Source organism: Kitasatospora sp. NPDC098663 (assembly GCF_044760075.1).
Lineage (GTDB): Bacteria > Actinomycetota > Actinomycetes > Streptomycetales > Streptomycetaceae > Kitasatospora.
In genome coordinates this window covers 40891-60765 of the sequence record NZ_JBIWAP010000039.1, presented here as the reverse complement: position 1 = coordinate 60765, position 19875 = coordinate 40891, and the positions used below count along the sequence as shown (strand labels likewise).

18 protein-coding genes are annotated in these 19875 nt (G+C 72.1%); 14 read left to right on the top strand and 4 right to left on the bottom strand.

Annotated features, from left to right (window positions below; genetic code table 11):
• Positions 1-7 precede the first annotated feature (7 nt).
• The 5 genes from shc (at position 8) to ACIQVZ_RS32435 (ending at position 7232) form a co-directional block, all read left to right on the top strand.
• A complete protein-coding gene (gene shc / locus ACIQVZ_RS32455; protein WP_350875553.1) occupies positions 8-2092 on the top strand; it encodes a squalene--hopene cyclase in 2085 nt (694 codons plus the stop codon).
• Complete coding sequence (locus tag ACIQVZ_RS32450; protein WP_350875555.1) at positions 2089-2769, top strand: 1-hydroxy-2-methyl-2-butenyl 4-diphosphate reductase; 681 nt, start codon at positions 2089-2091, stop codon at positions 2767-2769. The genes shc and ACIQVZ_RS32450 overlap by 4 nt, the downstream gene beginning before the upstream one ends.
• Before the next feature lie 2 nt (positions 2770-2771).
• Positions 2772-3800, top strand: a complete 1029-nt coding sequence (gene hpnH / locus ACIQVZ_RS32445; RefSeq protein WP_350875557.1) for an adenosyl-hopene transferase HpnH — start codon at positions 2772-2774, stop codon at positions 3798-3800.
• A 125-nt stretch (positions 3801-3925) separates the two neighbouring features.
• Positions 3926-5836, top strand: a complete 1911-nt coding sequence (gene dxs / locus ACIQVZ_RS32440; RefSeq protein WP_402454904.1) for a 1-deoxy-D-xylulose-5-phosphate synthase — start codon at positions 3926-3928, stop codon at positions 5834-5836.
• Positions 5826-7232, top strand: a complete 1407-nt coding sequence (locus ACIQVZ_RS32435) for an aspartate aminotransferase family protein (protein WP_402454901.1) — start codon at positions 5826-5828, stop codon at positions 7230-7232. Before dxs ends, ACIQVZ_RS32435 begins: the two co-directional genes overlap by 11 nt.
• Before the next feature lie 83 nt (positions 7233-7315).
• Here ACIQVZ_RS32435 and ACIQVZ_RS32430 read toward each other — a convergent pair whose 3' ends face one another.
• The gene (locus ACIQVZ_RS32430; protein ID WP_350875563.1) at positions 7316-7591 is read right to left on the bottom strand and encodes a DUF6343 family protein; all 276 of its coding nucleotides are present in this window, start codon (positions 7589-7591) and stop codon (positions 7316-7318) included.
• Positions 7592-7668: 77 nt separating this feature from the next.
• Here ACIQVZ_RS32430 and ACIQVZ_RS32425 point away from each other — a divergent pair, with 77 nt between their 5' ends.
• Positions 7669-7869 (top strand): I78 family peptidase inhibitor, encoded by a 201-nt coding sequence (locus ACIQVZ_RS32425; RefSeq protein ID WP_063350104.1) that lies wholly within the window; start codon positions 7669-7671, stop codon positions 7867-7869.
• Positions 7870-7974: 105 nt separating this feature from the next.
• Here the strand turns inward: ACIQVZ_RS32425 and ACIQVZ_RS32420 are convergent, their stop codons facing one another.
• On the bottom strand, positions 7975-8742 hold the full coding sequence (locus ACIQVZ_RS32420) for a phosphatase PAP2 family protein (RefSeq protein WP_402454899.1): 768 nt from the start codon (positions 8740-8742) through the stop codon (positions 7975-7977).
• A 231-nt stretch (positions 8743-8973) separates the two neighbouring features.
• On the bottom strand, positions 8974-9741 hold the full coding sequence (fabG, locus tag ACIQVZ_RS32415; RefSeq protein WP_350875567.1) for a 3-oxoacyl-ACP reductase FabG: 768 nt from the start codon (positions 9739-9741) through the stop codon (positions 8974-8976).
• A gap of 375 nt (positions 9742-10116) precedes the next feature.
• On the opposite strand from fabG, the gene ACIQVZ_RS32410 reads away from it, so the two are divergent.
• The gene (locus ACIQVZ_RS32410; protein ID WP_350875569.1) at positions 10117-11013 is read left to right on the top strand and encodes a MarR family winged helix-turn-helix transcriptional regulator; all 897 of its coding nucleotides are present in this window, start codon (positions 10117-10119) and stop codon (positions 11011-11013) included.
• 242 nt (positions 11014-11255) lie between these two features.
• Here the strand turns inward: ACIQVZ_RS32410 and ACIQVZ_RS32405 are convergent, their stop codons facing one another.
• Positions 11256-12119 carry an aldo/keto reductase gene (locus ACIQVZ_RS32405; RefSeq protein ID WP_350875571.1) on the bottom strand — a complete coding sequence of 288 codons (864 nt, stop codon included), beginning with the start codon at positions 12117-12119 and terminating at the stop codon, positions 11256-11258.
• A gap of 481 nt (positions 12120-12600) precedes the next feature.
• On the opposite strand from ACIQVZ_RS32405, the gene ACIQVZ_RS32400 reads away from it, so the two are divergent.
• From ACIQVZ_RS32400 to ACIQVZ_RS32370, 7 genes are all read left to right on the top strand, one after another.
• Positions 12601-14373, top strand: coding sequence for an ABC transporter ATP-binding protein (locus ACIQVZ_RS32400; RefSeq protein ID WP_350875573.1), 1773 nt, complete (start codon positions 12601-12603; stop codon positions 14371-14373).
• 64 nt (positions 14374-14437) lie between these two features.
• A complete protein-coding gene (locus ACIQVZ_RS32395; RefSeq protein WP_350875575.1) occupies positions 14438-16210 on the top strand; it encodes an ABC transporter ATP-binding protein in 1773 nt (590 codons plus the stop codon).
• Between the two features lie 187 nt (positions 16211-16397).
• Entirely contained in the window at positions 16398-16643 is a 246-nt protein-coding gene (locus ACIQVZ_RS32390; RefSeq protein ID WP_350875577.1) for a LapA family protein, read from the top strand.
• 47 nt (positions 16644-16690) lie between these two features.
• Positions 16691-17419 carry an amino acid ABC transporter ATP-binding protein gene (locus tag ACIQVZ_RS32385; protein ID WP_350875699.1) on the top strand — a complete coding sequence of 243 codons (729 nt, stop codon included), beginning with the start codon at positions 16691-16693 and terminating at the stop codon, positions 17417-17419.
• Positions 17420-17429: 10 nt separating this feature from the next.
• Positions 17430-18350 (top strand): glutamate ABC transporter substrate-binding protein, encoded by a 921-nt coding sequence (locus ACIQVZ_RS32380; RefSeq protein WP_350875579.1) that lies wholly within the window; start codon positions 17430-17432, stop codon positions 18348-18350.
• Between the two features lie 12 nt (positions 18351-18362).
• Positions 18363-19007, top strand: coding sequence for an amino acid ABC transporter permease (locus ACIQVZ_RS32375; protein ID WP_350875581.1), 645 nt, complete (start codon positions 18363-18365; stop codon positions 19005-19007).
• Positions 19004-19873, top strand: a complete 870-nt coding sequence (locus tag ACIQVZ_RS32370) for an amino acid ABC transporter permease (protein ID WP_350875583.1) — start codon at positions 19004-19006, stop codon at positions 19871-19873. Before ACIQVZ_RS32375 ends, ACIQVZ_RS32370 begins: the two co-directional genes overlap by 4 nt.
• Positions 19874-19875: the final 2 nt, after the last annotated feature.

Here is a 19875-nt window from a genome sequence, read left to right as displayed (position 1 = left end):
CGTTACGTTGACAGCAACCGCGGACGGCCGGCTCGACCCTGAGTACGATTCCGAGCCGGTCGCGGTGGGCGACCGCCCCCCGACCCTGCTGGGCGCCGGGCGGTGGCAGCCCGAGGACACCGACCAGCTCCGGCCGGCCGGTGAGGCGGACGTCGGAGCGGCCGACGCGCAGGAGGCCCTGGCCCGTGCCACCACCCACCTGCTCTCGCTGCAGAGCTCCGAGGGCTGGTGGAAGGGCGACCTGGAGACCAACGTCACCATGGACGCCGAGGACTTACTGCTACGGCAGTTCCTCGGGATCCGGACCGAGGACCAGACCAAGGCCACCGCCGAGTGGATCCGGTCCCAGCAACGGGAGGACGGCACCTGGGCCACCTTCCACGGCGGGCCGGCCGAACTGTCCACCACCGTCGAGGCGTACGTCGCCCTCAAACTCGCCGGCGACGACCCCGAGGCCCCGCACATGGTGGCCGCCGCGCGGTACGTCCGCTCCGCCGGGGGCATCGCGGCCGCCCGGGTCTTCACCCGGATCTGGCTCGCGCTCTTCGGCTGGTGGCCGTGGGAACGGCTCCCCGAGATGCCGCCAGAGATCATCTTCCTGCCCAAGTGGCTGCCGCTGAACATCTACGCCTTCGGCTGCTGGGCCCGCCAGACCATCGTCCCGCTGACCATCGTCTCGGCCCACCGCCCCGTCCGTCCGGCGCCCTTCCCGCTCACCGAGCTGCACACCGACCCGGACCACCCCTACCCCGACCGGCCGCTCGCGCCCGCCACCAGCTGGGACGGCCTCTTCGAGCGCCTCGACAAGGTCCTGCACGCCTACCACCACCGCGCCCTGCGCCCGCTGCGCCGGCTCGCCGTCTCGCAGGCCTGCCGTTGGATCGTCGAACGGCAGGAGGCCGACGGCTGCTGGGGCGGCATCCAGCCGCCGGCCGTGTACTCGCTGATCGCCCTGCACCTGGAGGGCTACGAGCTGGAGCACCCGGTGATGAAGGCCGGACTCTCCTCCTTCGACCGCTTCACCGTGCACACCGAGGACGGCCGGCGCTGGCTGGAGGCCTGCCAGTCCCCGGTCTGGGACACCTGCCTGGCCACCATCGCACTGGTCGACGCCGGGCTGCCGGCCGACCACCCGGCGCTGGTCTCGGCCGTCGACTGGATGCTCGGCGAGGAGATCCGCAAGGACGGCGACTGGTCCGTCCAACGGCCCTCGCTGGCCCCCGGCGGCTGGGCCTTCGAGTTCGAGAACGACACCTACCCCGACATCGACGACACCGCCGAGGTGGTGCTCGCGCTGGGCCGGGTCGACCACCCCGACCCGGCCAAGGTCGATGCGGCGATGGACCGCGGCGTGCTCTGGAACCTCGGCATGCAGTCCAAGAACGGGGCCTGGGGCGCCTTCGACGTCGACAACACCAGCACGCTGCCCAACAAGCTGCCGTTCTGCGACTTCGGCGAGGTGGTCGACCCGCCCTCCGCCGACGTCACCGCCCACGTGGTGGAGATGCTCGCCGAGACCGGCCGGGCCCGCGACCGGCGCACCCGGCGCGGCGTCGAGTGGCTGCTGCACAACCAGGAGGCGGACGGCTCCTGGTTCGGCCGCTGGGGCACCAACTACATCTACGGCACCGGCTCGGTGCTGCCCGCCCTGGTCGCGGCCGGCGTCCCGGACGAGCACCCGGCGATCCGGCGGGCCGTCCGCTGGCTGGAGGACCGGCAGAACACCGACGGCGGCTGGGGCGAGGACATGCGCTCCTACGAGGACCCGGCCCGCTGGGCCGGGCGCGGCGACTCCACCGCCTCGCAGACCGCGTGGGCGCTGATGGCGCTGCTCGCGGCCGGCGAGGGCCCGGACGGCCGGGCCAACCCGGCGGTGGAACGCGGCGTGGACTGGCTGGTGCGCACCCAACTGCCGGAGGGCACCTGGGACGAGCCGCAGTTCACCGGCACCGGCTTCCCGTGGGACTTCTCCATCAACTACCACCTGTACCGGCTGGTCTTCCCGGTCACCGCGCTCGGCCGCTACCTGCACGGCAGCCCCGCCTTCGGCCGCAGGAACGGCGACACCCCGGCGATCGGGGCGGCGCGGTGACCACCGCACCGCTGCTGGTGCTCTGCGCGCTGGGCCCCGAGGTCTGGGCGCTGCGGGGCGGCGACTGGCGCGGCGCGGCGGGCGGGCCGCCGGTGCTGGTGCGCACCGGCATGGGCCGGCGGCGGGCCGCGCTGACAGTCCGCCGGCTGCTCGGCTCCGCCCCCGGCGGCTACGGCGCGGTCGTGGTGGCCGGCTTCGGCGCCGCGGTCGGCCCGGGCGTGCTGCCGGGCGACATCGTGGTCGCCGACGGCGTCCGCGACGCGGAGGGGCACCTGTACCCCGTCGACTCCGGACCGGAGCTCGCCAGGGCCCTCAAGGAACTCGGCCTGACCGCGCACGCCGGGGTGCACCACACCGCCGACCACGTCGTCCGCGGCCTCGAACGGCGGGCCCTGCACCTCCAGGGCGCGCTCGCCGTCGACATGGAGGCCGCCGCCGTGCTGGCCGCGCTGCGGGAACGGCGGCCGACGCTGCCCGCCGCCGTCCTGCGGGTGGTCGTGGACACCCCCGAGCGCGAACTGCTGCGGCTCGGAACCCTCCCGGCCGGGGTGCGTGCCTGGCGGACCCTGCGGGCGGCGGTACCCGCCCTGGTCGACTGGTACCGGCAGGAGTCCCGGCCCGGCCCCGCGGACCTGAACCACCCCACATCCTCGACGCTCCCCCAGGAGGCGAGCTAGCCATGGCCATGCCGTTGCGCCAGACCGTGCGGGTCGGCACCTACCTCATGCAGCAGAAGCTGCTCAAGCGCCGGGACAAGTTCCCACTGATCGTCGAACTGGAGCCGCTGTTCGCCTGCAACCTCGCCTGTGAGGGCTGTGGCAAGATCCAGCACCCGGCGGGTGTGCTGAAGCAGCGGATGCCGGTGGCCCAGGCGGTCGGCGCGGTCCTGGAGTCGGGTGCCCCGATGGTCTCGATCGCCGGCGGCGAGCCACTGATGCACCCGCAGATCGACGAGATCGTCCGCCAGCTCGTCGAGCGCCGCAAGTACGTCTTCCTCTGCACCAACGCGCTGCTGATGCGCAAGAAGATGGACAAGTTCAAGCCCTCGCCGTACTTCACCTTCGCCGTGCACATCGACGGCATGCGCGAGCGGCACGACGAGTCGGTGGCCAAGGAGGGCACCTTCGACGAGGCGGTGGCGGCGATCAAGGAGGCCAAGCGGCGCGGCTTCCGGGTCACCACCAACAGCACCTTCTTCAACACCGACACCCCGCAGACCATCGTCGAGGTGCTGGACTTCCTCAACGACGAGCTCAAGGTCGACGAGATGATGATCTCCCCGGCCTACGCCTACGAGAAGGCCCCCGACCAGGAGCACTTCCTCGGCGTCGACCAGACCCGGGAGCTCTTCCGCAAGGCCTTCGCCGGCGGCAACCGGAGCCGCTGGCGGCTCAACCACAGCCCGCTCTTCCTGGACTTCCTGGAGGGCAAGGCCGACTTCGAGTGCACCCCCTGGGGCATCCCCAACTACTCGCTGTTCGGCTGGCAGCGGCCCTGCTACCTGATGGCCGACGGCTACGTGCCCACCTACCGCGAACTCGTCGAGAAGACCGACTGGAGCAAGTACGGCCGCGGCAAGGACCCGCGCTGCGCCAACTGCATGGCGCACTGCGGCTACGAGCCGACCGCCGTACTCGCCACCATGGGCTCGCTCAAGGAGTCGCTGCGCGCCATCACCGAGACCATCGGCGCCAACCGCGGCCACTGAGCCGGTCGTTCGACCGCGCCGCCGCTCCCGAGGACACCCCGTCCGGCCCGGGCCCCGCGCCCGGGCCGGACCCGCCCCGCCGGGAGGCGGCACCGCCGCACCACTCCGAGTCGTGAGGTGTACCCATGTCACTGCTCTCCAGCGTCACGTCCCCGGCCGAACTGCGAAAGCTTCCGGCGGCCGAACTCCCGCTGCTCGCCGACGAGATCCGCGCGTTCCTGATCGACGCCGTCACCCGCACCGGCGGACACCTCGGGCCCAACCTCGGCGTGGTCGAGCTGACCATCGCCCTGCACCGGGTCTTCGACTCCCCGTACGACCGGATCGTCTTCGACACCGGCCACCAGAGCTACGTCCACAAACTGCTCACCGGCCGCCAGGACTTCTCCCGGCTGCGGATGAAGGGCGGGCTCTCCGGCTACCCCTCGCGCGGCGAGTCCGACCACGACCTGGTCGAGAACTCGCACGCCTCCACCGCCCTGTCCTACGCCGACGGCCTCGCCAAGGCCGCCCGACTGCTCGGCCAGCACGACCGGCACACCGTCGCGGTGATCGGCGACGGCGCGCTCACCGGCGGGCTCGCCTGGGAGGCGCTCAACAACATCGCCGAGGCCCGCGACCGGCCGCTGGTCATCGTCGTCAACGACAACGAGCGCTCCTACGCCAGGACCATCGGCGGCCTCGCCAACCACCTGGCCACCCTGCGCACCACCCAGGGGTACGAACGCTTCCTCGCCCTCGGCAAGGGTGCGCTGCAGCGCACCCCGCTCGTCGGCCAACCGATCTTCGACGCGCTGCACGGGGCCAAGAAGGGCTTCAAGGACGCCTTCGCGCCCCAGGGCATGTTCGAGGACCTCGGGCTGAAGTACCTCGGGCCGATCGACGGCCACGACCTCGGCGCCGTCGAACAGGCGCTGCGCCAGGCGCGCAACTTCGGCGGCCCCGTCATCGTGCACTGCCTCACCGTCAAGGGGCGCGGCTACCGGCCCGCCGAACAGGACGAGGCCGACCGCTTCCACGCCGTCAACCCGATCGACCCGTACACCTGCCTGCCGATCTCGCCCAGCGGCGGAGTCTCCTGGACCTCGGTGTTCGGCGACGAGCTGGTCGCGCTCGGCGCCGAGCGGCCCGACCTGGTGGCGATCACCGCGGCCATGCTCCAACCGGTCGGCCTGGCCCGCTTCGCCAAGGCCTTCCCGGAGCGCACCTTCGACGTCGGCATCGCCGAGCAGCACGCCGTCACCTCCGCCGCCGGCCTCGCCACCGGCGGCCTGCACCCGGTCGTCGCCGTCTACGCGACCTTCCTGAACCGGGCCTTCGACCAGGTCCTGATGGACGTCGCCCTGCACCGGCTCGGCGTCACCTTCGTCCTCGACCGGGCCGGCGTCACCGGCACCGACGGCGCCTCGCACAACGGCATGTGGGACATGTCGATCCTGCAAGTCGTCCCGGGTCTGCGGCTCGCCGCTCCGCGCGACGCCGACCAGCTGCGGGCCCAACTGCGCGAGGCCGTCGCGGTCGAGGACGCCCCCACCGTGATCCGCTTCCCCAAGGCCACCATCGGGCCCGCCGTGCCGGCCGTCGAGCGGATCGGCGGGATGGACGTCCTGCTGCGCACCGGCCGACCGTCGGAGATCCTCCTGGTCGCGGTCGGCAGCACCGCCGCCGCCTGCCTGGACGCCGCCCGGCTGCTGCTCGCCGAGGGCTTCACCGCGACCGTCGTCGACCCCCGCTGGGTCAAACCGGTCGACCCGGCCCTGCCGGAACTGGCCGCCGCCCACCGGCTGGTCGTCACCGTCGAGGACAACGGCCGCACCGGTGGCGTCGGCGCCGCCGTCGCCCAGGCGCTGCGCGACGCCGACGTGGACGTGCCGGTGCGGGTGCTCGGCCTGCCGCAGGAGTTCCTCGGCCACGCCGCACGCGGGGAGATCCTGGAGGAGACCGGCCTGACCGGCACCGGAGTCGCCGCGCAGACCGCCGTCTTTGCCAAGAACCTGCTACCTAACCGAGGAGCGAACCAGCGCCATGCCGGCTGACCCCGACCGCACCGCCGCCAGCTTCGACCTCGCCGCGCTGATCGCCGAACGCGGCGCCGAGCGGTACGAGCTGCACGGCCGCCACCTCAACCCGCAACTGCCGCGCATGCTGCACACCATCGGGTTCGACAAGTACTACGAGCGCGCCAAGGGTCCGTACTTCTACGACGCCGAGGGCAACGAGTACCTCGACATGCTGGCCGGCTTCGGCATCTTCGCGCTGGGCCGCCACCACCCCGTCGTGCGGTCGGCGATCCAGCAGGTGATGGACCTCGACCTGCCGGACCTGGTCCGCTTCGACTGCTCGCCGCTGCCCGGGCTGCTCGCCGAGCGGCTGCTCTCGTACGCGCCCGGGCTGGACCGGGTGTTCTTCGGCAACAGCGGCACCGAGGCGGTGGAGACCGCGCTCAAGTTCGCCCGGTACGCCACCGGCCGCAGGCGCGTCCTGTACGCCGACCACGCCTTCCACGGGCTGACCACCGGCTCGCTCTCCGTCAACGGGGAGAGCGGTTTTCGCAAGGGCTTCGACCCGCTGCTGCCGGACACCGCCATCCCGCTCGGCGACCTCGGCGCGCTGGCCAAGGAGCTGAAGCGCGGCGACGTCGCGGCCCTGATCGTCGAGCCGATCCAGGGCAAGGGCGTCCTGGCGCCGCCGCCCGGCTGGCTGCGCGCCGCGCAGGCCTTGCTGCACGAGCACAGGGCGCTGCTGATCTGCGACGAGGTGCAGACCGGGATCGGCCGTACCGGCGAGTTCTTCGCCTACCAGCACGAGGAGGGCGTGCTGCCCGACCTGGTCTGCGCGGCCAAGGCGCTCTCCGGCGGTTACGTGCCGGTCGGGGCGACGCTCGGCAAGAGCTGGATCTTCGAGAAGGTGTACTCCTCCATGGACCGGGTGCTGGTGCACTCGGCCAGCTTCGGCGCCAACGCCCAGGCGATGGCGGCCGGACTGGCGACCCTGGAGGTGATGCGCGAGGAGAAGGTGGTGGAGAACGCGCGTCAGGTCGGCGACCAATTGCGCGAGCGGCTGGCCGCGCTGGTCGACCGGTACGAGCTGCTCGCCGAGGTGCGCGGCCGGGGTCTGATGATCGGCATCGAGTTCGGCCGGCCCAAGTCGCTCAAGCTGCGCACCGGATGGACGGCCCTGCAGGCCGCGCGCAAGGGGCTGTTCGCCCAGATGGTGGTCGTTCCGCTGCTCCAGCGGCACCGGATCCTGACCCAGGTGTCCGGTGACCACCTGGAGGTGATCAAGCTGATCCCGCCGCTGGTCATCACGGAGCGCGACGTCGACCGGTTCGTGGACGCCTTCACCGACATCATGGAGGACGCTCACCGGGGGAGCGGGCTGATGTGGGACTTCGGGCGGACGCTCGTGAAGCAGGCGGTCGGCAGCCGCTGAGCTGGTACCGAGCCCGTGGTCGGCGGCGGTGCGAGAGTGGGAAGTCGGCCGGGCCGACTTCCCACTCCGTGGGAGACACCGTGTCAGAGCTCGGTCCGGCGGCGCCGGATGACCACGATGAGATCGACGGTGGCGAACAGGGTGAGCAGACCGCAGGCGACGGCGAAGCCGGTCAGAGTCCCCTGGCTGGGGGCGCCGTCGGTAGGGGAGGCCGCCGCCCAGATCGCGAAGCCCGCCGTCGCGAGCGCGAACAGCGGCGTGAAGGTCAGCGACAGCAGGTAGCGGAGCTTGAGGTCGCTGCGGGCGGTGCTCGGCTCGGTGCCGCTGCGCCACGGCCGTCGCGGGGTGGTGGTGCGCATGGCCGTTCACCTCCGGGCCGCGCGGGTGGGGGCTACGATTCCAGTCTACGTCCGTGGGGGAGAGCGGGGGAGACGCGATGACGGGGTCGGACGCGGCGGCGGACGCCGAGGGCTACGCCGGGCTGCGGATCGAACGGGCCCGGGAGCTGGCCCGGCGGCACGGCTGGGCCTCGGTCCGGGTGCTGGAGCCGGGGGCGATGATGACCATGGACCACCGTGAGGGCCGGCTCAACCTCGCGGTCCGCGACGGTGTGGTCGAGCGCAGCTGGGAGGGGTAGGGCCTCCCTCCCGGTGGTCGACGTCCTCGATGGTCGGGGTGCCCGGCGGTCGCGGTGCCCGGCGGTCGCGGTGCCCGGTGGTCGCGGTGGCCGTGGCGTGCGGGCTCAGTGGCCCGGCCGTCGGGCCAACCGCTGTTCGGCGGCGACGACCATCGGCTCCAGCAGTGGCAGCGAGAGCAGTACCAGCAGTCCGGCGGCCCAGCCGGCCAGCACGTCGGTGACCCAGTGGGTGCCCAGGTAGAGCGTGGTCAGGCCGATCGAGCAGGCGGTGGCGGCGGCGATCACCGCGCCGGTGCGCCGCCAGCGGACCGCGAGGTAGGCGAGCACGCCCCAGGTGACGACCGCGTTGGCGGTGTGACCGGACGGGAAGATGGTGCCGCCGGAGAACAGTTCGGGCGAGCCGACGTACTGGGCGTAGTGCGGGCCGAGCCGACCGGTGACGATCTTGACCGCGCCGACCGTGACGTTGAGCAGCAGCAGCGCGACGGCCATCACCAGCAGCGGGCGCAGCCGCCCCAGCCGGTGCGCGCGCCAGCCGAGCCAGACGAAGGCGGCGATGGCGGAGGGGCCGCGTTGCCCGGCGACCACCCAGGTGTCGAGCAGCGGTTCCAGGCTGGGCCAGTGTTCGTAGGGGCGGAACAGCCGGACCGACCAGTCGAGGTCGACCAGGGCGGTGTTGAGCAGGACACCGGCCAGGACCAGCAGGTAGGCGACGCAGGTCACGGCGAGCAGGGCGGCCTGTCGGCGGCTCATCGGCGGCCAGCTGGGCTCGCGGCGGTGGGCTCGTTCGGGGCTCGGGCGCTCGCGGTGGGTGGTGGTGAGCTGCTCCGGCCCCTGGTTGGGATAGGGCGCGGGGGTACTCGGGGCTTGCACGGGGGTGACCTTACCCATCCCGCCGGGGCTATTCCGGAGGGATTTGTCATTTTCCCGTGAAATCGACAATTGGCGGGGAGAGGTCCGCCCGGGGAGTGATTTCCGCGATTCTCGGATCGAATGCCAGTGTGGTGTTCGAATGATTCTGCAAAAGCCCCGGTAAAGAAAACGGAGCGGGAGGCCGGCGAGTCCGGCTTCCCACTCCGTGGTAACCCTGTGTAGGTTCCGTGCTCAGTCGAGGGGGCCACCCGCGACGTAGATCACCTGCCCGGAGACGAAGCCGGCACCCTCGCTCGCGAGGAAGGAGATGGTGTGGGCGACGTCCTCAGGCAGACCGACCCGTTGGACCGGGATCTGGGAGGCCGCAGCGCGCTTGAAGTCTTCGAAGTCCATGCCGACCCGGGCGGCGGTGGCCGCGGTCATGTCGGTGGCGATGAAGCCGGGTGCCACGGCGTTGGCGGTGATCCCGAACTTGCCCAGCTCAATGGCCAAAGTCTTGGTGAAGCCCTGCAGACCGGCCTTGGCGGCCGAGTAGTTGGCCTGGCCGCGGTTGCCCTGGGCGGAGGAGGAGGACAGGTTGACGATGCGGCCGAAACCGGCGTCCACCATGTGCTTCTGCACCGCGCGGGTCATCAGGAAGGCCCCTCGCAGGTGGACGTTCATGACCGTGTCCCAGTCGGACTCGGACATCTTGAAGAGCAGGTTGTCGCGGAGCACGCCCGCGTTGTTGACCAGCACGACGGGGGCGCCGAGTTCGGCGGCCACCCGGTCGACGGCGGCCTGCACCTGGTCGGCGTCCGAGACGTCGGCGCCCACGGCCAGGGCCCGGCCGCCGGCCGCGGTGATCCGGTCGACGGTGTCCTTGCCGGCGGTCTCGTCCAGGTCGAGGACGGCCACCGCGTAGCCGTCGGCGGCCAGTTGCACGGCGGTGGCGGCGCCCAGGCCGCGGGCGGCGCCGGTGACGACGGCGACCCGGGGGGCGGTGCTCTGCTCGGTCATGCGCGCTCTCGTCTCTCTCGGGGTGGTCTCCGCGGGGAGCGCCCCGGGGAGGGTGGCCACACCCTACCCGCGAGTAGGGAGGGCGAACAGGGTCGGCGAGCCGCACGTGACGGTCGGTAAGGACCGACCGGTCGGCTTTCTACTGAGAACGGGTTACCGAGAGAGCGTGGCGGGCGCGTAAATATGCCAATGTTGCCGAACCTGCGTCTACTATCCGCCCCTGCCTGCCAGCAAGGGCCCGCCGTTTGTATAGTGTCCGCCAGCAGCCACCGGCTGCACGGCTGGAGCGCCCTCCCTCATAGCTGGACGCCCACTCGCCGTTACTGCCCCACCCGGGTGTCCCACACACACCGGGTGTGACATCGGGACGGATACATGGTGCTGGGGGAGATCCCGACGACCCGCGTGTCCGCGCGACTGCAACAGTCGCCCGGACACCTGATTCGCGTTGCACAGCAGGTTCACACCAGGCTGTGGTCCGAGCATGTCGGAGCCGATCTCACGGCTCCGCAGTTCGCCGTTCTGCTGGTCCTGGCCCTCGAACCGGGTGCCGACCAGCGGACGGTCGGCGAGCGAGCCTCGCTGGACAAGGCGACGATGGCGGAGATGGTCGCGCGGCTGGTCCGTCGCGGCTTGGTGCTGCGAAGGCGTGACCCGGCCGACGGCCGGCGAAAACTGCTCGCGCTCTCGCAGAGCGGTGCCCAGGCGGTGCGTGAGGCCACCGGCGGTGTGGTCCGCGTGCAGCGCACCCTGTTCGAGCCGCTGACGGCGGAGGAGCAGGTGGAGATCGTGCGGGTGATGGCCAAGATAGCCAGGCTGGAGCCCGCCGCGGTCGCCGTGTTCTCCGACACGCGGCCGATACTGGACGCGCAGCGGGCGATCGGCTACCTGATCAGGGTGGGCCAGCAGGTGCACACCAAACTCTGGTCGGAGCACGTCGGTGCGGAGCTGACGGCTCCGCAGTACGCGGTGCTGGACGCGCTGGAGCTGGAACCGGGCGCCGACCAGCGCACGGTCGGTGAGCTGGCCTCGCTGGACAAGGCGACGATGGCCGAGATGGTCAGCCGGCTGGTGCGCCGCGGTCTGGTGCAGCGCCGGCGCGACCCCTCGGACGGGCGCCGCAACCTGCTGTCGCTCTCGCCGGCGGGCCAGGACCTGCTGCACCGTTCGACGGCCGGCGTGGCCGAGGTCCAGCGGCTGCTGCTCGCCCCGCTGGACGAGGGTGAGCACGGGCCCGCGCTGGCGCTCCTCGGCAAGGCGGCGCGGCTCTAGAGGGATCCTTTGAGCGCCAGCCAAAACGATTCGCCAACGTACGGAAGGCCCGGTGTGTTGAGGGCCTGAGGCGTTGGCGATTCAAGGAGTCGGCGGCTCAAGGTGTTGGTGGCCCGCCCTGCCGGAGGCCGCTGCTCATTGGCGACGGCGGATCGTGGCACACCGAAGACCGCCCACCCCTGATCGGGGTGGGCGGTCGTTCGACATGACCGCTCGTCAGAGAAGTCGGACGGCGGGTGCCGTCAGTTCCAGTCGAACTCCTGCGGGTCCGGACCGATCCGCGTGCCGGTGGCGACGCCGGCGATCGCGGCGAGGTCCTCGGCGTCCAGCTCGAAGCCGGCGACGTCCAGGTTCTCCCGGATGCGGGCGGGGGTGACCGACTTCGGGATCGCGATCACGCCGCTCTGCAGGTGCCAGCGGAGCACCACCTGGGCGACCGTGCGGCCGTGCTTCTCGGCGATCTTCGCCAGCGCCGGCTCGGCGAGCAGCTCCTTGCCCTGGCCCAGCGGGCTCCAGGCCTCGGTGGCAATGCCGTGCTGGGCGTGGAAGGCGCGCAGCTCGGTCTGCGGGAAGTACGGGTGCAGCTCGACCTGGTTCAGCACCGGGACGACCGAGGTCTCGTCGAGCAGCCGGGTGAGCTGCTCAGGCCCGAAGTTGGAGACGCCGACCGACTTGACCCGGCCGTCCGCCTTCAGCTGCTCGAAGGCCTTCCAGACGTTCAGGTAGCTGCCGTGCTTCGGGCGCGGCCAGTGGATCAGGTAGAGGTCGACGTAGTCGAGGCCGAGCTTGGCCAGCGACGCGTCGAACTCGCGCAGGACGGCGTCGCGGCCCTGCTCGCCCGACCAGTCGCGGGTGCCCGAGTTCCACAGCTTGGTGGTGATGTAGAGGTCCTCGCGGGCCACGCCGCCGGCCAGGGCCTCGGTGATCGCCTGGCCGGTGCCGGCCTCGTTCTCGTAGATGGCCGCGGTGTCGATGGAGCGGTAGCCCGCCTCGATCGCGGTGCGGACGGCGGCCGTGGCCTCGGCGTCCGGGACCTGCCACACGCCGAATCCGAGCTGCGGGATCTGCGCGCCGTCGTTCAGCGTGACGTTGGGGATGTTGCTCACGGGAAGGGGTGCCCTCCTGATCGTCCGTGTGATTCCAGAAGGGGGCAACTGGCACCCGGGCGGGATTGTTCCCGCCGTTCGGGGGAATCTTGCGGGGGCCGGAGGCCCGTTCCGGTGGGGATCCGGGGGCCGGGTGGCGAAAAAACCTGTTGCGCAGATCACATCGGGGTTGGCAGGCTCGCGGCCATGACCTCCTGAGATCCGGGCCCTTCGTGCCCCTCCCGCCTCCGCCCGGCCGTCCCGTCCGGCTGTCCCGTCCGGCGCCGCCCCGGACGCGCCGATGCCGCCGGTGCGAGGCGCCGCGCTGTCGCCCGCCGCCGTCCGGCTTCCGCCGTTCGCGCGAGCCGGGCCCGCCGTGCCGCGAGAGCCGTGCCTCCGGCTCGTGACCTTCTCCCCGCGTGTCCGCTCACGCCTGTTCGCACCCCTCAGCACCCCTCAGCACCCTCCAGCACCGTCCCGCACCCTTCTGTATCGGAGCGTCATGCTGCTCACCCCCCTGCCGTTGGCCGACCCCGGCAGTCCCGATCTCTCCTCACCCCTGGCCCTCCTGCGCTGGCTCCAGCGCGGCCAGCGGCGCGGGCAGGTGCTCGCCACCTGCTGGGCGCTGCTGGAGATGGGCGGTCAGGCGGCGCTGCCGATACCGCTCGGGTGGGGCGTGCAGGCTGCCGTCGACGGCGAGGCCGCCGGGATCTGGCGGGCCGGCGCCCTCGCGGTGGCGCTCGCCGTGCTGTCCGCGCTCGGTTCCGTGCTGCTGCACCGCCAGGCGGTCTGGAACTGGATCCACGCGGCGTGCCACGTGCGGCAGCTGGTGTCCCGGCAGGCCTCGCACCTGGGCGCCGGGCTGTCCCGCCGGATCGCCACCGGCGAGGTCGTCGCGGTCGGCAGCGGGGACGTCGAGCGGATCGGCTGGTACGTCGAACTCGTCGCCCGGGTCCGGGCCGCGGTGATCGTCTGGCTGGCCGTCAGCTCGGCCGTGCTGGTCGTCGAACCGGTGCTCGGGGTCGGGGTGCTGCTCGGCGTCCCGGTGCTGGCGGCCGCCGTCTGGCCGCTGATCGGGCCGTTCGAGCGGCGGTACGAGCAGCAGCGCACGCTCGGCGGCAAGGCCACCGAGCTGGCCGCCGACACCGTGGCGGGGCTGCGGGTGCTGCGCGGCATCGGCGGCGAGGAGCTGTTCCTCGACCGGTACCGGGCCGCCTCCCAGAAGGTCCGGGCCGCGGCCGTCCGATCGGCCCGGCTCTGGTCGCTGATGCAGGCCCAACAGGTCCTGTTGCCGGGCCTGTTCGTGATCGGGGTGACGTGGTACGGCGCCCGGCAGGCGGCCTCGGGCGAGCTCGCCGTCGGCACCCTGATCGCCGTGTACGGCGCCACCGCCTTCCTCGCGGCGCCGCTGCGGATCCTGGGCGAGGCCGCACACGCCTGGAGCGTCGCCCGGGTCTCCGCCGGGCGCGCCGTCCGGGTGCTCTCGCTCAGCCGCACCAGCGGCGTGGCCGAGGCCTCGCTGAACAAGACGGGGAACGCCGACCTGTTCGATCCGGCGACCGGGCTGACCGCACGGGCCGGGGAGCTGACCGCGGTCGTCTGCGGGGACCCGGACTTCGCCGGGGCGCTCGCCGAGCGGCTCGGCGGGCACGTCCCGGTTGCCGACGGCGAGCCGGAGCAGCCCTCCGTCCGGCTCGGCGGGACGGAGTTGGACGCGGTGCCGCTGGCCGAGGCCAGGGCGGCGGTGCTGGTCCACGACAAGGAGCCGGTGCTGCTCTCCGGCACCCTGGCCGGGCTGTTCGACATCCCGTCCTCGGGGCGGGTCTCGGTGGCCGAGGCGCTGGCCGCCGCCCGGTCCGACGACGTGCTGGAGGCCCTGGTGGACGGCTCGCCGGAGTGCGAGGGCGACGCGATGCTCGCCCGGATCACCGAGCGCGGGCGCTCGCTGTCCGGCGGGCAGCGCCAGCGGCTCGCCCTGGCCCGCGCGCTGCTGGCCGACCCGCCGGTCCTCGTCCTGGACGAGCCGACCAGCGCGGTGGACGCCCACACCGAGTCCAGGATCGCCACCGGACTGCGGGACACCCGGGCCGGGCGCACCACCGTGGTCTTCGCGACCAGCCCGCTGCTGCTCGACCAGGCGGACCGGGTGGTGCTGCTGCGCGACGGCCGGGCGGCCGTGGTCGGGCGGCACCGCGACCTGATGCGGACCGAGCCGGCCTACCGGGCCGTGGTCACCCGCGAAGAGCAGCCGGAACCGGTGGGGGAGCCGGTATGAGCGGCCGCGTGGGCACCCGCGCCGTCCGTCCCGCCCGACCCGCCGCACACCTGAGGAGCACGTCATGAAGCCCCCCGTCCATGAGGAGCAGGGGCCGGCCACCACCCTGCCGGTCGGCTCACCGGCCGCCGTGCGCGCCTACCTGCGCCTGCTCGCCCGGCGCCACCGCGGCGGGTTCTCCGCGGTGGTGGGGTTGCACTCGGTGGCCACCGTGGCCGGGCTGGTCGGCCCCTGGGTACTCGGCAGCCTGGTCGAGTCGCTGGCCACCGGGACCGCCGAGGCCACCATCGCGGTCGCGGTCGGCTGGTACCTGCTGGCGCTGGTGGTGCAGTCCGCCTTCACCGGCTGGTCCCGGATGCGCGGTGCCGTCCTCGGCGAGCGGGCGCTGGCCGACCTGCGCGAGGACTTCCTGGTCCGCTCGGTCGCGCTGCCCACCGGCGTGCTGGAGCGGGCCGGCACCGGGGACCTGGTCTCCCGGGGCACCACGGACATCGACCGGCTGGACAAGTCGGTGCGCGAGGCCGCGCCCGAACTCGCCGTCGCCATCGTGTCGTTGCTGCTGGTGATCGGCGCCCTGCTGGTCACCTCGCCGCTGCTCGCGCTCACCTCGCTGGTCGGCCTGCCGCTGCTGCTGGTCAGCTCCCGCTGGTACTTCAAGCGCGCGCCGCAGTCCTACCGCAACGAGTCGGCCGGGTACGCCGCGGTGAACACCGTGCTGGCCGAGACGGTGGACGCCGGGCGGACGGTGGAGACGCTGCGCCTGGGCGACCAGCGGATCGCCCTGACGGACCGCAAGCTGGGCGAGTGGCTCGCCTGGGAGCGCTACACCCTGTGGCTGCGTTCGGTCTGGTTCCCGACCGTCGACGCGTTCTACTCCTCGGCGGTGCTGGCCACCCTGCTGCTCGGCGGGCTGTTCACCCTCAAGGGTTGGATCACCGTCGGCGAGTTGACCGCGGGAGTGCTGTACGCGCAGATGCTGGCCGGGCCGGTCGACCTGATCCTGCGCTGGTACGACGAACTGCAGATCGGCCAGGCCTCGCTGGCCCGGCTGGTCGGCGTCCGCGAGGTGCCGGAGCACGAGGGCGACGAGTCCAGCCACCCGGACGGCCGCCGGGTCGAGGCCCGGGACGTCCGGTTCGGCTACCGGGAGGGCGCCGACGTCCTGCACGGCATCAGCCTGGACGTCGCGCCGGGCAGCAGGGTCGCGCTGGTCGGGCCGTCCGGGGCGGGCAAGTCCACGCTGGGGCGGCTGCTGGCCGGGATCTACGCCCCCGGGCGCGGCAGCGTGACGCTCGGCGGGGCGGCGCTGGCGCGGATGCCGGCCGAGCGGGTGCGGGCGGAGGTCGCCCTGGTCAACCAGGAGCACCACGTCTTCGTCGGCACCCTGCGGGACAACCTGCGGCTGGCCGCGCCCGGGGCCGAGGACACCGAACTGCGCTCCGCGCTGGACGCGGTGGACGCCGGCGGCTGGGTGGACGCGCTGCCGCACGGCCTCGACACCGAGGTCGGCTCCGGCGGCACCGTGCTGACCCCGCCGCAGGCCCAGCAGCTGGCGCTGGCCCGGCTGGTGCTGGCCGATCCGCACACCCTGGTGCTGGACGAGGCCACCTCGCTACTGGACCCGCGCGCCGCCCGGAACCTGGAGCGCTCGCTCGCCCGGGTGCTGGAGGGCCGCACGGTGATCGCCATCGCCCACCGGCTGCACACCGCGCACGACGCGGACGTGATCGCGGTGGTCGAGGGCGGCCGGATCAGCGAATACGGCAGCCACCCGGAGCTGGTCGCGGCCGGCGGCCCGTACGCGGCGCTCTGGCGTTCCTGGCGGGACGAGCGGTAGCGGGTCGGCGCTGTCGAACCCGTACGGCGCTGTCGAACCCGTACGGCGCTGCCGAACCCGTACGGCGCCGTTGACCCGTAAGGCACTTCAAACCCGCACGGGGTCGGATTACCCCGTGCGGGTTACTCCCTCGCCCATCAGGGCGCGTAACCGGGCAAATCGGAGCCCCGGCCCGCAGACTGCTCCGGTGACCAAGATTTCGGACGGCTCGGCCGGCTCCAAACGCAGTGAGATCGCGGGGATCCCCACCCGGTACATCGGGATCGGCGTCCTCGTCGTCCTCGCTGTGTGGTTCCTGTTCGCGAACCTCGACAAGGTGAAGATCCAGTTCTGGGTGTTCACCGTCACCGCGCCGCTCTGGATCGCGCTGCTCGCCACGCTGCTCGCCGGCGGCGCGCTGGGCTGGCTGCTGAAGGGGCGTCGCGGCCGGTGACCAGCGTTCCCGGGCCGCCCCAGGCGGGGCCCTCGGCCTTCACGCCGCTGATCGAGGTGCGCGGCGTCAACAAGCACTTCGGGGACCTGCACGTCCTCCAGGACATCGAGCTGACCGTGGGCCGCGGTGAGGTCGTCGTGGTCATCGGACCGTCCGGCTCCGGCAAGTCCACGCTCTGCCGGGCGATCAACCGCCTGGAGCCGATCGAGGACGGCACCATCCTGATCGACGGCGAACCGCTGCCCGAGGAGGGCAAGGGGCTGGCCCGGCTGCGCGCCGAGGTCGGCATGGTGTTCCAGTCCTTCAACCTGTTCGCGCACAAGACCGTGCTGCAGAACGTCTCGCTCGCGCAGATCAAGGTCCGCGGCCGGCCCCGGGCGGAGGCGGACGCCAAGTCCCGCGCCCTGCTGGAGCGGGTCGGGCTGGAGGCGCACGCCGACAAGTACCCGGCCCAGCTCTCCGGCGGCCAGCAGCAGCGGGTGGCGATCGCCCGGGCGCTGGCGATGGACCCGAAGGCGCTGCTGTTCGACGAGCCGACCTCGGCGCTCGACCCCGAGATGATCAACGAGGTGCTGGACGTCATGCGCCAGCTCGCCCGCGAGGGCATGACGATGGTCGTGGTCACCCACGAGATGGGCTTCGCCCGGGCCTCCGCCAACCGCGTCGTCTTCATGGCCGACGGCCGGATCGTCGAGGACCGCGCCCCGGAGGACTTCTTCAGCGCTCCGGAGAGCGAGCGCGCCCGGGACTTCCTGTCCAAGATCCTGAAGCACTGAGGCGGCGCCCGTGACGAGCAAGACCACGCCCGCCGCCCGGAGCCGGACGGTGCTCGCCGCCGTCCTGCTGCTCGCCGTGCTGGCCGCCGGCTGCGGCAAGCCCGGCACCCCGCCGCCCAAGGGCCCGCAGGCGAGCGCGCTGCCCAGCTACCAGGTGCGCGACGCCGCGTCCATCACCGGCTCGCCGACCCTGGACGCCGCCCGGAGCCGGGGTCACCTGGTGGTCGGCGCCAAGGAGGACCAGCCGTACCTGGGCGAGAAGAACCCGGCCACCGGCGTGTACTCCGGCTTCGACATCGAGATCGCCAAGATGGTCGGCGCCTACCTCGGCTTCCCGCCGGACCGGATCGAGTTCAAGACCATCGCCTCGGCCAACCGCGAGACCGCGCTGCAGAACGGCCAGGTGGACTTCTACGTCGGCACCTACACCATCAACGACAACCGGAAGAAGCTGGTCGGCTTCGCCGGGCCGTACTTCGTCGCCGGGCAGTCGCTGCTGGTGCGCAGGAACGACAACACCATCCACGGCCCGCAGGACCTGGACGGCAAGAAGGTCTGCTCGGCGGCCGGTTCGACCCCGTACCAGCGCATCCAGTCGCAGTACCCGAAGGCGAAGCTGATCGGCTACGACACCTACTCGGCCTGCGTGGACAACCTGATCACCGGCCAGGTCGACGCCGTCACCACGGACAACGCGATCCTGCTGGGCTACGCGGCCAAGGTGCCGGACGAGCTCAAGGTGGTCGGCCCGCTGTTCTCCCAGGAGCCGTACGGGATCGGCACCCCGAAGAACGACACCGTGCTGCGCCTGGCCCTGGACGACGCGCTGGCGCAGAACGAGCAGAACGGCAACTGGAAGAAGGCCTACGACGCGACCCTGGGCCTGTCCGGGGAGCCGGCGCCGACACCGCCGCCGATCGACCGGTACTGAGAGGGCCGCGCCGTGAAAACGCTGACCGACAACTGGTCGACCTACTGGGACGGCTTCCTCGGCACGCTCTCGCTGTTCGCGGTGAGCGCCGTGCTGTCGCTGGTGCTGGGAGTGATGATCGCGGGTTTCCGGGTCTCACCGGTCCGGCCGCTGCGGGTGTTCGGGACGGCGTGGGTGACGCTGCTGCGCAACACGCCGCTGACCCTGCTGTTCTTCATCGTGGTGCTGGGCCTGCCGCGCTTCAACATCACGCTGCCGTTCTTCGTCTTCGCGGTGGCCGCGCTCGGCTGCTACACCTCGGCCTTCGTCTGCGAGGCGATGCGTTCGGGCATCAACACCGTGCCGGCGGGGCAGGGGGAGGCGGCGCGCAGCCTGGGCATGAGCTTCGGGCAGACGATGAGCGTGGTGGTGCTGCCGCAGGCGTACCGGTCGGTGGTCGCGCCGATCGGCAGTGTGATGATCGCGCTGGCGAAGAACACGGCGATCGCCGGCTCGTTCAGCGTCACCGAACTGCTCGGCACCTACCGGACGATCAACGAGCTGGGTTACAGCATCATCTGGACCTTCGTCTGGATCGCCGTCGGCTACCTGATCATCACCCTGGCCGTCAGCGCCGTCTTCAACCTGCTGGAACGACGAGTGGCGGTGTCGCGATGACCGTTGGATCCTCGGCGCTGTACGACATCCCCGGTCCGAAGGCGCTCGCCCGCCACCGCCTGTACGGGGGGATCGCGCTGCTGCTGATCGCGGCGCTGATCGGCTGGATCGTCTACATGCTGTTCCACACCCACCAGTTCACGTACCGGAAGTGGATGCCCTTCGAGTACCGGGGCGTCCAGGACCTGCTGCTGAGCGGGCTCGGCAACACCCTCAGGGCCTTCGGCTGGACGGTGCTGTTCGCGCTGCCCTTCGGGGCGCTGTTCGCGGCCGGGCGGCTGTCCGACCACAAGGTGGTGCGGGTGCTCTCCGCGGTGGTGGTGGAGTTCTTCCGGGCCATGCCGCTGCTGGTGATGATCTTCTTCGTCTTCGTCGCGCTCAAGGTGCAACCGCTGTGGGCGCTGGTGACCGGGCTGGTGCTGTACAACGGCTCGGTGCTGGCCGAGGTCTTCCGGGCCGGCGTGCTCGCGGTGCCCAAGGGGCAGCGCGAGGCGGCCTACGCGCTCGGCCTGCGCAAGACCCAGGTGATGACGTACGTGCTGGTGCCGCAGGCGAACCGGGCCATGCTGCCGGCCATCATCAGCCAGCTGGTGGTCGCGCTCAAGGACACCTCGCTGGGCTTCCTGATCACCTACGAGGAGTTCCTGCACGCGGGCAAGCTGATCGCCACCAACCTCGACTACGACCTGCCGTTCATCCCCGTGGTGATCGTGATCGCGCCGATCTACATCGGCATGTGCCTGCTGCTCTCCTGGCTCGCCCGCTGGGTCGAGCGCCGCAGCCGGCGCAGCCCGAGCATGCGGGGCGGGGCGCCGGTGGTCAAGGCCGGGGTGGCGATGGGGCTGCCGCCGTCCGCGCAGCAGTGAGA